The sequence below is a fragment of the Paludibaculum fermentans genome (assembly GCF_051172195.1).
GTDB classification, from domain to species: domain Bacteria; phylum Acidobacteriota; class Terriglobia; order Bryobacterales; family Bryobacteraceae; genus Paludibaculum; species Paludibaculum fermentans_A.
The window spans coordinates 1,785,247-1,799,943 of sequence record NZ_JBPJAQ010000001.1 but is presented as its reverse complement, the minus strand read 5'-3'; the positions used below and the strand labels follow the sequence as shown (position 1 = coordinate 1,799,943).

General features: G+C 55.2%; 10 protein-coding genes. 4 read left to right on the top strand and 6 right to left on the bottom strand.

Features of this window, described 5'->3' with window-relative positions:
- Window positions 1-30 precede the first annotated feature (30 nt).
- From ACR9Y2_RS07295 to ACR9Y2_RS07285, 3 genes are read right to left on the bottom strand one after another with little or no spacing between them, the layout of a single operon-like run.
- Window positions 31-792, bottom strand: coding sequence for a DNA adenine methylase (locus ACR9Y2_RS07295; protein WP_435040408.1), 762 nt, complete (start codon window positions 790-792; stop codon window positions 31-33).
- Window positions 793-801: 9 nt separating this feature from the next.
- The gene (locus ACR9Y2_RS07290) at window positions 802-1,527 is read right to left on the bottom strand and encodes a hypothetical protein (protein ID WP_435040407.1); all 726 of its coding nucleotides are present in this window, start codon (window positions 1,525-1,527) and stop codon (window positions 802-804) included.
- Between the two features lie 19 nt (window positions 1,528-1,546).
- Window positions 1,547-1,780, bottom strand: a complete 234-nt coding sequence (locus tag ACR9Y2_RS07285) for a helix-turn-helix domain-containing protein (RefSeq protein ID WP_435040405.1) — start codon at window positions 1,778-1,780, stop codon at window positions 1,547-1,549.
- A gap of 695 nt (window positions 1,781-2,475) precedes the next feature.
- Between ACR9Y2_RS07285 and ACR9Y2_RS07280 the strand changes: the two genes are divergently transcribed.
- The gene (locus tag ACR9Y2_RS07280; RefSeq protein WP_435040404.1) at window positions 2,476-4,107 is read left to right on the top strand and encodes a recombinase family protein; all 1,632 of its coding nucleotides are present in this window, start codon (window positions 2,476-2,478) and stop codon (window positions 4,105-4,107) included.
- Window positions 4,108-5,965: 1,858 nt separating this feature from the next.
- Here ACR9Y2_RS07280 and ACR9Y2_RS07275 read toward each other — a convergent pair.
- Window positions 5,966-6,394: a hypothetical protein gene (locus ACR9Y2_RS07275; protein ID WP_435040402.1), complete on the bottom strand. Its 429-nt coding sequence runs from the start codon at window positions 6,392-6,394 to the stop codon at window positions 5,966-5,968.
- Between the two features lie 219 nt (window positions 6,395-6,613).
- Between ACR9Y2_RS07275 and ACR9Y2_RS07270 the strand changes: the two genes are divergently transcribed.
- Complete coding sequence (locus ACR9Y2_RS07270; RefSeq protein ID WP_435040400.1) at window positions 6,614-9,070, top strand: hypothetical protein; 2,457 nt, start codon at window positions 6,614-6,616, stop codon at window positions 9,068-9,070.
- Here ACR9Y2_RS07270 and ACR9Y2_RS07265 read toward each other — a convergent pair.
- Window positions 9,067-10,152 (bottom strand): hypothetical protein, encoded by a 1,086-nt coding sequence (locus ACR9Y2_RS07265; RefSeq protein WP_435040399.1) that lies wholly within the window; start codon window positions 10,150-10,152, stop codon window positions 9,067-9,069. The two genes, ACR9Y2_RS07270 and ACR9Y2_RS07265, sit on opposite strands and share 4 nt — an antisense overlap.
- 289 nt (window positions 10,153-10,441) lie before the next feature.
- Between ACR9Y2_RS07265 and ACR9Y2_RS07260 the strand changes: the two genes are divergently transcribed.
- Entirely contained in the window at window positions 10,442-11,392 is a 951-nt protein-coding gene (locus ACR9Y2_RS07260; RefSeq protein ID WP_435040398.1) for a tyrosine-type recombinase/integrase, read from the top strand.
- Window positions 11,393-12,170: 778 nt separating this feature from the next.
- Window positions 12,171-13,178, top strand: a complete 1,008-nt coding sequence (locus ACR9Y2_RS07255) for a hypothetical protein (RefSeq protein WP_435040397.1) — start codon at window positions 12,171-12,173, stop codon at window positions 13,176-13,178.
- A gap of 914 nt (window positions 13,179-14,092) precedes the next feature.
- On the opposite strand, the gene ACR9Y2_RS07250 is transcribed toward ACR9Y2_RS07255, so the two are convergent.
- The gene (locus tag ACR9Y2_RS07250) at window positions 14,093-14,368 is read right to left on the bottom strand and encodes a hypothetical protein (RefSeq protein WP_435040396.1); all 276 of its coding nucleotides are present in this window, start codon (window positions 14,366-14,368) and stop codon (window positions 14,093-14,095) included.
- Window positions 14,369-14,697 lie beyond the last annotated feature (329 nt).

Sequence of the window (14,697 nt, the reverse complement as noted above, 5' to 3'; positions counted from 1 at the left end):
TCGTGGACCTCTCCTTTAAGTATGCAGCCTTCACTCGGCGAAATTCGTGATGAACAATTCGGCGAATCGTTTACCGACATCGCGTTGAGCCGTATAGGCGATGTCTACCGGCATCAAGTGCCAATGCTGGAATAGCTTCCGAACCTCGGGATGATCATCCAGCGACAACAAGAACTTGCCCTTGACCTCGTGTAGATGTCTCTCCAGCCCAATGAAGTCGACCTCGGTGAAGTTGTGCCGATATAGCCGACGCTCCCAGTACGGCGGGTCCAGGTAGAAGAAGGTCGTCGGACGGTCGTACTTCAGGAGAATCTGCTCGTACGGCAATGACTCGATCTGCACCCGCGCAAGCCGCCTGTGGGCCTGCTCGATGATCTCCGGGATCCGCTCTGGGTTGTAGTTCGACGGCTGAGTCACTCCATAGTGGAACTTCTGCTTGACCACCAAGCCGCCGAAGGAGTTCTTCTGAAGGTAGAAGAACCGTCCCGCGCGCTGGATATCGGTCAGCGTACTGGGATTCGCGGTCAAATGCAGTTCGTGTAGCTTTCGGCTGGCCAGGCAGTACCGCAGGTACCGGACCAACTCCTCGTAATGCCACTGGCACACCCGAAAGAAGTTCACGATATCGAAGTCGAGGTCATTGAGGACCTCGACGTTCGAAGGTGGCTTGTGGAAGAGGACCTGGGCACCACCGGCAAACGGTTCGACGTACGTCGTGTGCTCAGGCAGGAGCGAAATGATTCTGGTCGCAAGGCGGTTCTTGCCGCCGATGTATGGGAGGGGGCCAATCATGAGTTTGGACTAGTTAATGATGAAGAGGCGCTCGGTCTGGACATAGAGGCCCAAGGCCACCGCATCCTGGATCAAGACCTTGCTGTTCGTGCCTTCCAATGACGGCCAGATGCCGGTGATCACCGCACGTAATTCCTTTCGCGACTTGAGGCGTGGATGGCCATAGGCGGTCAACAAGTCGACCTTGGGAATCTCCCAGATGGGTATCAGGCGGTCGCGGAACACTTGGGTGATAGCTGTGGATATTGCCTTGCGCTGAATTTCATCTTCAATGGAGATAGATTCAAGGGCCGCCGAATCCAGCCGGAACTGATCGCATACCCATTCAACGAAAGAGACTGCACTGCCCAGGGCCTTGTCCTTCACGGACGATAACTGGCGCACCTGCACGTACTCGAGGCGGTCGCCATAGAGCACGGCCACAGCCACCGATCGCCGCTCCACTCGCACCGCAATCAGCTTCAAATCCTTGTCGAGGGGGCCGCTTCCCTGGCTGTGCCTGAGTTCCGTTTGATATCGTCGCCCCACATCTCCGTGGAGACCGGGTTTGGTGGTGCGGCGGTAGGCAGCGAGCAACTCGGCCTCTGAAAACCGCTCCAGTAGACCTAGGTAGTGGCCGCTGGCGTCGGTGTCATTGAGGCGGCTGGCGAGCCGGAGGGCGAACAGCTCGGTTGCTGTCTTGGGCCTGAATGTAGTGCGAGGAGTTACCTCAAACCTCGCGAGGATAGAATTCATACGCTGGCGATGCTAATAGTCAGAAGAGTTGGCCCTGGCCGGGACCGGCCAGTTCGTCCTCCATGCTGCGAATGCGGCGTTTGAGATCGTCGTAAATGCCGGGGAACAAGAATGCGACCGGCACCCGGAGGACGATTTCCAGCGCCAAGGCCACGCGCAGCGGAGGAGCCGCACGGCCATGCTCATAGTGCGAAACCATGGATGTGTCTCGATGCCCCAAGAGCCGGGCAACCTGCTTCTGACTGAAACCCATCCTCCTTCGATAGATCACTAAGCTATTTGGTTTTGGTGGTTGTGATGCCATGACTGCATTGCTTTGAGGTCACTGTAGCAATTTGGAGAAAATGCGAAAGGCGGGAAAACTTGTGGAAAACTACAGGTTTTCGGGATCCTCTGTGCGCAACCTGTGAAGCGGACGGCGGCGGTGCCGTAGCTGTTCGCGCCAGCCCAGTCCGGAACGATGTCGGGTGCGCCGACGCATCATGTACTTGGCTGCACGCCGGCGGACACGCGAGGAAAGCTCCTCAGCCAGAAGAGAACGAAGCACTTCAATAACGAATTGGAGTAGGAGATCGGCCATCATCGGTGCATGATGGCGCTGCTGCCGCGAAGTGGAAAGACGGGAAAACCTGGACGGCGTCCACCGCCATTACGGGAGTACCATTCAGATTTTCCCGTCTTTGCGGCAGTCCCCAGAACTCCTATGCTGACATCTCAGATTCTTGCTATGAAGAAACCACCCGCATCCAAATCAATCACGGTGTCCTGGGAAACCTCTCCCGATCCGGACCCCCACGCCTTGCTTAAGGCGGTCGCCATGCTGTTCAACCGGCGAGTCCCGTTATCCACAGGTGCGGATTTGACAAAGGGCGACGAAGAGCTATTGTGTAGACGACCCCAAGATAACCATCATCCATAGCCCACATGCCAGACATCCTAAAACCCACAATGCGAGCGGCACTCTATGTCCGAGTGTCCACGGAGGAGCAGCGCGAGGGGCAGACTATCGACTCTCAGGTAGCCGAACTTGAGAGATTCGCCAACGCGCAGAACTGGCCGATCATCGGCACATACAAGGACGACGGCTGGAGCGGTGGCGTGATGGAGAGGCCCGAATTGGACCGACTGCGCGACGATGCCCAGAAAGGACTGTTCGACGCGGTTCTGATCAATGATGTAGACCGCTTGGCTAGGGATGTCGCCCATTTGGGTGTGATCAAGCGCGACCTCGAACGCAAGGGAAGCAAAGTCATCTTTCGCAAACTGCCCACCGACACGAGCCCGACATCGAACCTGATGGTGAACATCCTTGGAAGTTTCGCCGAGTTCGAGCGCGAGCTCATCTCCGATCGAACTCGCAGAGGGCGCCGACACAAGGTGGAAGGCCGCAAGCAGTACTTAGGTTCGAATACCGCCTACGGCTTCCACTATATCCTTATGAACAGGAGGACGGGCAGTGCCGGAATCCTGGAACTCAATTCCATGGAGGCTGCGGTAGTCCGGCGCATCTTCGAGTGGGTGGATCGGGAGGGGCTATCCGCCCGTCGCGTCGTGAAGCGCCTCAATGAGCTGGGTATCCCGCCGCGGAAGGGTGCTGCCAAATGGGCCAAATCCAGCCTGCTGCGCATCCTGCGGAGTGAAATGTACGCTGGCGTCTGGCATTACAACAAGTTCCAGGGATGCGAGCCGAAGCATCCGCAGTCCAGCGCTCGCTACCGTAAGCGCACAAAGTCTAGCGTGCGGCAGCGTCCACGGACCGAATGGCTACCGCTTGAACTGTCCGAGTCACTTCGGATCGTTCCGCGCGGGCGATGGGAGAGGGTCCAGCGACAGCTTGACCGCAATGCCACCTTTTCACCTCGAAACGAAAAGCATGTCTACCTACTCAAGGGCCTCGTGCAATGTGGCGGCTGCGGAAAGAGGTTCGTGGGCGATCCAAACCATGGGAAATTTTACTACCGCTGTAGCGCACGTTGCGGGTTGGTTCGGACCGTTCGGGAATCCCTGCTGGATGCTGCAGTTCAGAAAGCAGTTTCGCAGGTAATGCTCTCGCCCGATACAATCCTGGAACCGCTTCGCCAGATGGAAGACCTGAAGGCTGAAGAGCAAGAACAACAACGGGCCATGGCCGCGAAGGCGAGTCGAGAAATGGAACGCTTGACCCGAGAAGAGGGCCGGATCCTTGAGGCATACCGAACGGGAGTCATTTCGCCTGCTCAACTCGGACAGCAGCTTGAGTCACTCAAAGCCGAGCGTGATGCTTTTGTCACCCAGCAAGCCGAACTGAGCAGAAATCCAAACATCTCCCCTGAACAAGTGGGAGGAGCCGTGGTGGACTACTGTGCGGAGGCGGCAACGAACCTCCGAGAATTCACTACCGATCAATGGCGGGAGTTTCTGAGGACAGTGGTCCAGCGAGTCGAGTTCCGCGGCACCCACGCCAAGATCGTTGGGCGAATTCCTATCGGCGAGAATCCTACCCAGTCGGAATCCGAAGTCCCATTCCAGATTCCAGCGCGGATCAAAATCTCTACCCCTACAAGGGCGCGCCTCTGTCATTCCGCCACAATGGCGGAATGACAGAGGGCCGACCGCCGATCGAGGGACAACATTAACCCCACGCACCCCTCAATGCTGGGCACTGCGGGATCGTCAATCTGCTGGAATCTATCTTGACCGTGCCACAACAGCTACATGATGTTATGGCCGCCTGGCATTTGAGGCGGTTTTTCGTCTTGTCTATGCGGGCTACCGACATGCGAACCGGGGGATAGACCGTCAGGGTCGCAATCCGGTAGTCCTCATAATTAAGATGAGAATTGCCCTAGAACGCCCGGAGGTCGCAATGAATTCGACTGTTGTGGTGTCATGGCCTCCGGAGGGCAATCCCCTTCAGCGACCAGCCTGAGGCAGGGAGGCGTTCCTCCACCCCCACCGCGCCAAAAGTGAAGCGCTTTAATGTGGTTTGGGCACTAGGGTTTCAGGCTCATGCATGCGGCGCTGTTGTAATTAAGACATAACTAGTCTGTACTATCGCAACGTAGTACCTATAGAGGCTGCGCCACGTGTAACAGAGGGATAGAAAAATGACTGCTCCACCGATCACTACGTAGAGTGTGACCCACCATGCATGGCGTGAAGGCCCCACATTTAAAGACATCACTATGGAGATAGTGACAAATACAGAATTCACCAACGATACGCGCAACAGACGAAGATGAGCCTGTCGCTCTAGCAACAATCTGGCTAGATCGCTGTTGGCAAGAATACATTTGAACACCATCGTGGAAAGAGTGAGTCCATTTTCGTTGATCTGGGATTTCGCCCACCGAGCCTCATGTCCCTGGATAAATAGGTGATAGTACATGGTATCGACAATGATCCCGAGCCAGTAGAATGCAATGAGCGCAACGAATGAAATGGGTGTTAAGTATTCTTTATAGATAGCGAGGTCTAACCTAACATCGCACAATGAACATGCCACCAGCGCTATCCATGCGAATGTTTGGAAACCCTGAATGAGATTTTCTATCAGAATAGCTGCTGTATTCACAGATCCGTCCTATCTTGACTCGTGTGTTTGCGGCGCAACAACGCAATGGCGCCCGTTCGCTTGAAGGATTGTCTCAAGGCTAGAGTTGAGCACCAATAAACCTGAGCATACCCCTTCTGGCGCACAGGCTGTGCAAGGCCTGCTAGCTAAGTGGATTTTCCCGCCAACGCGCATCTCAGGAGGCCGCCTCCGCGGCCGAGAGTGGAAAGGCGTTGCGGCTGAAGCGGCAGACAACCATGAGCATCAATTAGAAGCTCACGAAGACGTCGATGCGAGCTGGTGAGTAACCTGCTGCCCTCGCAATTGCTGTAAACAAGTAGAGAGATATTGCGCTATGATCTGGCTGAGGTATCATCACATGGCCAAGAACGAGAAAACTGGCAAGACGATAGCGATCATCGCCGCTCAGGGTCTACGCGCCCCCAGCACTCTCACAACAGCTGAGATCAAGAAACTGGCTGGGTCAGCATTGACCCAGAGCCCGGATCACAAGCCACCGAAAAAGAAGTAAACATTGCGAAGCGGCAACCAACCCTAAGACTGTATTCGTGCGTACCCGAGTGGTCGCGGGGGGTAGGCAATCAGCTCGTGGGAACATCCTCGCATTCGGACACAGCCAATTCTCCGCTTATCTATGCGTACTGCCTAGGGGGATGGAGAGAGACCGTCCGGGTCTCAATCCGGCACTCCTCATTCTATGATGAGAATAACCTCTGCGCGCCCGCCGGGCACCGCGAGACCGCCGATGTTAGGTTGCCTGCTGAAAGCGTCGCCACGCGGCGTGAATCCCGAAGCTCTCTTGGGCAAATGTAGATTTCGGAGCCACACCATTCCGCTTGATCAAGGCTACCTGATATGGACGCGCGCACAGATAGCACTTTTCGCTTAGGCAGTTCGCAGGAGGACCAGGCCGAGTGCGATCACTAGGATGGATGCCACCTCTCGGACAGTCACCGGCTGGTTGTTCCACAATACCGAAAACATGAGGACGAATATCGGATATGACGACTCAAAGGCACTGCTGAGCGTCACACCTGCCAAGCGACTGCTATACCACCAGCAGACGGAAACCAGAATGCTCAGCAATGAATAGGCAGACAGTTCCTTCCAGTATGCAGTCCACGGCACCCTCAAAGACGAGGCGGTAAGTTCGCCCTTTACAAAGCACCAGATGAGTACCGGGATTAGGTACATCAGATTGCTAAGCACGATGTACTGGCCAATGGTTAGACCCGATCTGAGCGTAATGCGCTCATACAGTACCACGGCAAGACCGGTGAATATTGGTAGAGATAAAAGAACAACTATTGGCATTAGTGGTATTCATAATAATTTTCGCTTCGTAGATGAACTGGACTATCTCTGTTAAACAGTACGGCAGCATATAAGTCCTGTCAAGCATCGCGTTTGCGTATTGACGTTTCGTCTAAGGAGAGACTACACCCCCGCGAAGATGGTCCGCCCCCTCTTGAGCGCCGGCCAGTATAGATAACTGAGAATTATCGGTCCCGAAGACCCCGTCGCAGTGACTAAATGAATACGTTGAGCCTAGCCCAGGTTACAGGTCAACAGTTGGCCATTGAGCAAGTGCGGGAGTGCTACAAGAGTAGAACGAAGGAGGTCGTACTTCTCGTTGGCGAGCGTGGTACAGGGGTCTCTTGGTGCATTGAAAAGGCCTCAGCGGCATGGCAAGCTTGCGGTGGTGTGGCGCTCTTAGCCAAGGGGGAATCGTTCGCCAAGGATCGGAGGCTGTTTCCGTGGATCTCCCTCGCTGAACCTGGCGCGCCGCAGCTTGCCCGTATAGCTGCGCTGAAGACCGGATTAGCTCACAGCAGCAAAGCTGTCCCAATGTTGGGTTCAGTCACCAGCTACCTCGTCGAGGAACTGCTCAACTACAGAAAGAAGAAACTCGCACGTGAGTCGATTGTCCTCAGCGAGCAGGAGCAGGATCTTCTGTTTGTGATTGAGAATGCCGGCCGGAACGATCGACTTCTTGTGGCAATCGATAATGTAGAGTCATGGGATGACTCCTCCATGAGTTTGCTCAGGCTCATCATGTCCCGGCGACTTGATGCGACATATTCAGCCATATCTAGTGCATTGTTTCTGGTAGGTGTTCAGCCCGGCGATGCTCTGCAAGTTAGATCGCTCGCAGGCAGTTTGCCACTCAAAGAGTGCCCGATTAAGGCCGTTGATAAGGCACGATTGCCGCTCGCTGCTAATGCTCTCGGCCTGCCGGCCCTCTCATCTGATGAGTTGGACAGACTCTACAGTATTACTGATGGACGCCTCGATCTTTTGGCTGATATTGGTGATCATCTTCGCAATACGGGCCCTGGAGAATTACCATCAGACCTTGACTCCCTATACGACCACATCATGGATCGGCGGGTACAATCAACGATAGGATCGACTTCAGATCTCGCCGAATTGCTAATGATTGCCGCTGTAGTTGGCGAGACCATCTGGTTTGAAGATCTACGGTGCCTGACCGGCCATCCACAGGAGCGATTGATCGCCGAACTCCGGCTCGCTGATTCCCAACATCTCCTGAAGGCAATTGGAGACACCGTAAGATTCAGAAGTAACGCACTTCACAGGTATTTTCATAGGGCCGGCACGCCAGATCATCCTAGCTACCACAGTAAGTTTGCTCAATGTCTTCAGGTGATGCGGCCAGGAGAGTACGAGTATCGACTACACCACCTTGTGCTCGCTAGCAAGGCCGAAGACGCCTTAACATGTTACACCATGGCAGCACTCTCGGCTCGTCGTGCTCGCCGTCTTCAACCGCATTGCGAAAGCATTTCGCGACTAGCGGGGTGGGCCGAAATGCGATTGTTTCTTCGGGCAATGTTTGATGCGTACGATGCCTACGACGCCCGACAACTAGCGACCGCACTATCGATCCTCGACGGAGTCGAGCCGTTCCTCCCAGCCATCCTCGTGGCGGAACGTGACTACCTCGAAGCCCAAATCCTACTGAAGAGCCACCGCTCGGCAGATCACTTGAGGGCCGTCGAGATACTGCAGCGTTGGCAAGTTCTGAAGTCGCAAGAAGGAGAATTGTGGTCCCGAATTTCTCAGGCATTAATGATAGCCTTGGTGCAAGTTGGTCGTCTCGAAGACGCGCGTAATCTGGAGGCAGATCTGACGTCATACTATTGGTCGCATAGAAATGTTGATCCTTGGGCCTTGTTTGGGCTCAATGCTCTACGATTGCGCTCAGAGAGCCTGCATCACTTGCCAACGGCGACACTTCGTATTGAAAGCGCATTGGCGTATTTTGGACGACCAGACATAAGCGGCCCACCGCGACATCCGCTCCAATACTATTATGCGCTTTCGAACCTCGTTGCAAACCTTCTTGCGAATGGTCGGTTTCACGAGGCGCGTCGCAGGTCCCAGGAACTTGACGTGTTAGTTCGCGACTATCCACAGTTTCATTGGCCCGTACTTGAAATTCCTTCAAACAACTTCGTCTTGGCTGCTTACCTTACCGGGGAAATGGATGCAACGACAGCAGAGAGTACAATGAAGCAGATAGCCAGCGGAGGGGAGTCGGCTGATCAGCTTTTGATGGAGAATAACCGTGGTGTTTATCTGATGGCCTCTGGTCATGTTGCCGCGGCCATTGATGCACTCGAAACCGTCTATCAGCGAGTGGTCTCTATGGAAGATGTAGACCATTATCATCGCTATTTCATTTGTAACAATCTTGCGATCTGTCGTGCATTGACCGGCGATATTGCATATGCCAGACAAACATTCATAGAACTTTCCACTTCTCTCGGCCATTTTTATCCAGCGTTACAAAGAACCATTGAGGCGCGCCACGCTTTGATGCGCAAAGCAGTGGAGTCATGGTCTTGGGCGAACCTTCAAGACCTTGACGCTTTTCTTACGCATCATAGTGCCATCGGTCCCCAATGGCGCTTTTACGGACGTTCCCTGCTTTTCAGCGACATTCAATTCTGGTCAACAGATTAGCCGCAAATTCCATGTCGCAAGGCGGCTGCCCCAACTATAAACTTCATCATGTCCGCTTGTGTGCCGTGAACATTGTGAACAGCGCACATAAAGCTACTATGGTCTGTCAGATGTGGCTTGCAGGCCACCTCGATGATGAAAGGCTCACCGTTATCAGTGATTCGGAAGTCTATCCTTCCAACACCGGACAAACCGAGACCATGGAAGGCTTGACCAGCAATCGCCATGGCACGGATGGCCGCCGATGGAGCTTGCTCGGCGAAGTCGTAGAAGGTATATCCATCGACTCTGACGTCGTCGTACCTCAGAATGGCACTGTCGAGACGGCGAATCCCGCTGGCCGCGATTCCGACCGCCATGATCGATTGCGGTCCGTCCGCATCAAACACGGGAACTTCAACCTCAAATCCATTTATGAATTCCTGGACCGTGAGCGGTTGCCGATAGATCCGCGCTCGCTCAGCTAGGTATTTGTCTGATGAGGCATCAACAGAGAACGTGCTTGTCGCATCGATGCCGATGCTTGCTGATTCGTAGGTCGGCTTAGCGATGACACGCAATCCTTGCGGCGGCCTATCGGGCAGCCAACCGCGGGACGTGAAGAGCCATGAGTTGGCCACTGGTAGCCCGAAGTGCCTTAGAATGGCACAGGAATGGAACTTGTGTCGTGCAAGAGAAACGGCGTAAGCATCGGAATCTATCAGTGGAAGGCCACGAAGTCGGCAGAGGCCGGGCACCAACGATAATCTTGCCGGACCTGTCCCATTCTGGGCGAGGTTGTAGACTAGGGCCACGCGTCGAGGGAAAGAGGACACTCCGTCGGCGAGCCAGTTTAGAAAACCCTCCTCATCGATCACAACCTCGCAGTAAATGCCCGCGTCCTCGAATGAACCAATGAACTGATCCAACTCGCGATTTGTCAAGAACTCGGAGATGACCGAGTCACCTTCATAGTCACCAAATGGTTCAGTTCTTCCCTGGATGTTGGCGACAAGTACGACGCCGACAGCCGGTTGAAGTGCCTCCGCGACTCGTACTCGCCTTCCGAACCATTCTGGCACGCCGCTGGACGTAGTCCGCATTGATAATTCTCAGTTATCTATACCAGCCGCCCACCGAATGAAGCGCGGGCGGCATCCAATACTGCCAAATTCTAGCAGCGTGTGGTGTGAAGTGCCAGCGGTCGTCGCCGCGCATTGTCGCCGCGCAAATCTATAAGTTGAGCGGCGAGGCACTCACTCGCCAGAGCCCGGGACTACTCTAAACTCGGCGCATCCTCCCCCTCATGCAAGCATGCCTACACGTCGATAGCTCCATTGGCATGGCGTACTACCCGAGGCCATCCCTACTAGAACCAAGGAGAAAGACGACATGATAATCAAAGACGCAGCCATCCAGTTTGTCGAAGGATATTTTTCGACCTGTAAGCGGAGCGACAAAACCAAGGTTGCTTACACCACTGACCTAAGGCAGTTCCAGTCGCATTTCGACAAAGAGGCGTCCCTCGAAGCGATTCGGGCCGAGGCACTGGAGGAGTGGGCGCGACTGCTGGTGGCTGACGGGTATGCTGCTGAGTCCGTCCGGCGCAAGTTCGCTACGTTGAAGGTCTTCTTCGGGTACTGGGTCCGAAAGGGAACACTAGGCAGCTCACCGCTCTGGAGGATTCGGCTCGATCTTGCCAAGGAGCAAAAGCTACCCCGCAATATCCCCATTGCTGATGCCACGCGCCTCCTTCAGGCAGCCTGGCTGCGGGTGTCTGGCCCCATAGCTGCCATCTCTGCGCCAAGAGATGCACAGTTCCTTGCCAGCAGGAATCTTGCAGCCCTGGAAGTCCTGTTTGCGACGGGAATGCGAGTTGGGGAGCTGGCGACACTGAGCATTGTGGATTGGAACGAGGACGAGCGGAGCATCCATGTCAAAGGCAAAGGGGGCAGGCATCGTATGGCTTTTCTCACAGATCAAAGATCCTTGGCAGCACTTGGCAGGTATCTACCGAATCGACGGAAGATGAGTCTCGGGCACGATTCACTCTTTGTGAACTCGACTGGGGGGCCTTTGTCCACCCAAGGCGTGGCTCGGGTGCTCGCCGGTCTTGCCACCGAAGCCGGCATCAAAGTGCGGTTGACGCCACACATGGTGCGCCACACTGTTGCCACGCTTCTGTTGAGAAATGGGGCGGATATTCGAGTTGTGCAGGAAGTGTTAGGGCACAGCTCGATCGCAATGACGCAGCGATATACCCACGTGAGTAAGGAGCATCTCCGGGAGACACTCCAGTTGCATCACCCCAGCCACCACATGATGATCCGCAGGGAGGTTTAGGCGCCACGCCCTAGCCGTGCAAGCGCGATCCAGCGGCGGGCAAACCGCTCGCCGATTACTGGCTGGATTGGCTCAGACTTGGCACGCCCCGTTCTCTTACCCGCAGCTTAGCGTCTGGGTCGCCGTAGGGATACTGGGTGCCGGATCTCCCGCCGCGACCCGGGCAAGCTCCCCCTCCCTCTACCGCCGCCGTTCACATCCTTCCCGACCGCAATGGCGGCGGGGATGGTGGTGCTCCGGGCAAGAATGATTCAACAGATACGAGATGATCGGCGGCGCGGGTGCAGCGGTTCCTGGTTGAATCCTCTCGAATATGTATGTCAGGGAAGCCGTGAGTGAGTAGGCAAACCATGCTTTACGGCCAAACCGGAACCGGACGCCGTCTCCCGCGAACGCCACGAACAAAAACCCCGGACTGGTGAAGGGGTTGAAAGTGAGAATCCAGTTCAATCAGAACCAGTGCCCTCTACAGCCTTCTGCTGATAAGCCTTCCATAGGTCCTGCGACTTGGTCCAATCCAGGGGCAAAACCCGGCAGGGATTCGCTGACTCCCGCCTTTCGAACATGCACTTTACCCCTTTCGCCGACACGAGACGTGATTGTGCCTATTCTCTGGATTTTCACTGGTCAATGAGAGAAGATGGTTTGAGGTCGCCAGGTGCCCATTTGAGCATTGGCTCTGCGCAACCAGATTGAACCCTCCCTGAATGTCATCCTGTTTACACTCGACCTGGGTACCCGACGTGGCGAGAGATTGCGCCAAGCTTGGGGACGACAAATGACTGATAGGTTCGCGTTACGATTCCCGATCCGCACTCACCATCAGATTACTGGTTTGGACCCGCCGCTCGCAATCGACCTCGGAGATATGATCGTTCGCGTCATTGATGAGAACCCGTACCTTGTCTTGCGCGCCGAGCCATTCACAACCGTTGAAGCAGCGGAGGCGTTCCTGCCACACCTCTGGGGTGCGGTGGCATGGATGGCCGTTAGTGTTGGCATTCCTTTCCAGGCGGAGATGAAGCTTGATCAAGTGACCATCACCACGGATCCAATTCAGGCTGCGTTGGATCTCGAGCGGTCGTGTGGTCTGGTGAGCAATGGCCCTGTCCATGGTATTGTCAATGCGAACCTACCTAGCGTCGTTTCCGTCGGGAAAAACATCCGTCTGGCAAAGGTGGGTATTGGCGGGGCACTGATCCAGTCCTTGTCGGCTCAGAGCATTGAGCCGCACCTCCGCGACGGGATACTTGCACCTAACGCGGCAGCGTTGTACGCGGACCCACGACTGCGCACCGCTGTAGAGCTCTTTTGCGATGCTCAGATCGAGCACTCCATGCGCTCGCAATTTCTCACTTACATCATGGCCCTAGAGGTTTTAACGACACCTGCAATGAAGCACCCGATCGCGAACGAGTTGCTCGATTCGCTTCAGGCGGCACTATCTGGACAGAAACTGCAATTCGACAAGGACACGGAGGAGTGGCATGCTCTCAGCGCCCTGGAGCGAGAGATATTATTTCGCCGCGACACCTCTTTGCGATCTCGCATCCGCCAGCTCATCCTAAGTAACCTCACCCGCCTGGCGGACGAGGAACGGCAATCGCGCGCTCGTGATCTCGTTTGGGCTTACGACGTGCGCAGCACCATTATCCATAGTGGCACTGCACCGCCCACGGATGTGTCCAAGGCGCATGGTATCGCTCGATTGGCCGCGAAAGATATCCTCTGTTCGCAGATCCGAGCATTTGGTGATCCTAAGTCGAATCCGTCCTCCCTCGAATAATTATCGAGCTATTGGTCGACATACAGTCACAGCGTCACCGTCCATTTCGCGAAATGGCCATCTCCTTGCTCCGTGTGTACGCCCTCACGGGGACGGATTGAAGCCGGCACGGTCTCGATCCGACACTACTCATATCCAAGATGCGCATTCCGATGTCTGATGTCAACTATTCCGCTATCGCGTATTGCCTCACGAGGACATGTTACCTGAGCCTAGCTGTCGTTGGTAAATCACCGTTCTCGGCTGCGAACGATTACTCTAGACCGCAATCCATTGGCTGCTTATGCTGGTGTTACCTAGGCGGAGGATAGGGCTCTCCAGGGATGGAACCTGAGTGCCGCCTTGGGTGCGGGCATGATTGGGGCGACCATCGAATATCTATGCCAGGGCAGCCGTGAGCAGCTAGACGAACCATGCCTACAACCAAACCAGAACCGGACGGCGTCGCCTGCGAACACCACCTCGGGGGACACCACGAACAAAAACCCCTATCACGTGAGGGGGTTGGAAGTGAGAGGCGGATTCGTCCTGAGCTTCGTCAGAGACCCGTCGCATGGAAGTTCCCGCCATAGCGGCTCGGGGTGCGGCATGAGTTGGATTGATTGGCGAACGGCGGCTCACGATCCATTTGCACTCGGCCGTCGTGCACACCACTCATCTACTCCCAGATCCTCCAACGGCCACGCCAGCTGTTTCGACATACTCGGATTCATGTCCCGGCGAGGCTCGCAGTCGCCGATTCTCCGCTTGTTTATACCTACGACCTGGCGGAGATGGCGAGAGGCCGTCGGGGTCGCAATCCAGTAGCCCTCATAGTTAAGATGAGAATTTCCCAAGAATACCCGGAGGCCGCAATGAATTCGACAGTTGTGGTGTCATGGCCTCCGGGGGACAAGCCCTCTTGGCGACAAGCATCAGGCAGGGACGTGTTGGTTGATCCACTGCCACGCATCTTCCGTCAACCAACCTGCTGCTGGTCCTTTTGCGGCTAAAATCAAGAGTCGATCATTCTCGTCGATCAAACGCGCCAGAGTCTCTCCCAGTGCCGCAGTGGTTCCTTCGGAGCGTATGACAATCCAGGTGGACTTAAGATAGTGCCACCAGTCTGTGGACCGCTCCAACTCGGCAATGAGTTCAGCATAGTGTTGTCCAGGCTTGTTCAGGTCATACGAGAGAATGTAAGCGGGCATCACAGCTCCTATCTATACTTGGTTTGAATGTAGCGAATATCGCGGCCTCCGAGCCCAGTAGAATGTGATTCACTCGCCATGCTGCGGGCTATTGGAGTCAACGACGTTCATATATCCTTACTGTGCCCACCACATCGCATAGAGTCAACGTCGCTACGCGTTCGGGATCGCGCCACTATCGCGCCACATCTCAGTTGGCGGAATATGCTTGTTGATTCCAATCACTAAATAGCCTCGCGATGGTGTCATCATGTGGCGGGATCTGGCGGGATTGGCGACATTAACGTTGCATTAAATCCACGTCGGCAGAGAATTTGATGCCTCGGCGC

Excerpts from the sequence above, each read along its gene's own strand:
- ACR9Y2_RS07295 (WP_435040408.1), bottom strand. The coding sequence starts at position 792 with ATGATTGGCCCCCTCCCATACATCGGCGGCAAGAACCGCCTTGCGACC.
- ACR9Y2_RS07290 (WP_435040407.1), bottom strand. The coding sequence starts at position 1,527 with ATGAATTCTATCCTCGCGAGGTTTGAGGTAACTCCTCGCACTACATTC.
- ACR9Y2_RS07285 (WP_435040405.1), bottom strand. The coding sequence starts at position 1,780 with ATGGGTTTCAGTCAGAAGCAGGTTGCCCGGCTCTTGGGGCATCGAGAC.
- ACR9Y2_RS07280 (WP_435040404.1), top strand. The coding sequence starts at position 2,476 with ATGCGAGCGGCACTCTATGTCCGAGTGTCCACGGAGGAGCAGCGCGAG.
- ACR9Y2_RS07275 (WP_435040402.1), bottom strand. The coding sequence starts at position 6,394 with ATGCCAATAGTTGTTCTTTTATCTCTACCAATATTCACCGGTCTTGCC.
- ACR9Y2_RS07270 (WP_435040400.1), top strand. The coding sequence starts at position 6,614 with ATGAATACGTTGAGCCTAGCCCAGGTTACAGGTCAACAGTTGGCCATT.
- ACR9Y2_RS07265 (WP_435040399.1), bottom strand. The coding sequence starts at position 10,152 with ATGCGGACTACGTCCAGCGGCGTGCCAGAATGGTTCGGAAGGCGAGTA.
- ACR9Y2_RS07260 (WP_435040398.1), top strand. The coding sequence starts at position 10,442 with ATGATAATCAAAGACGCAGCCATCCAGTTTGTCGAAGGATATTTTTCG.
- ACR9Y2_RS07255 (WP_435040397.1), top strand. The coding sequence starts at position 12,171 with ATGACTGATAGGTTCGCGTTACGATTCCCGATCCGCACTCACCATCAG.
- ACR9Y2_RS07250 (WP_435040396.1), bottom strand. The coding sequence starts at position 14,368 with ATGCCCGCTTACATTCTCTCGTATGACCTGAACAAGCCTGGACAACAC.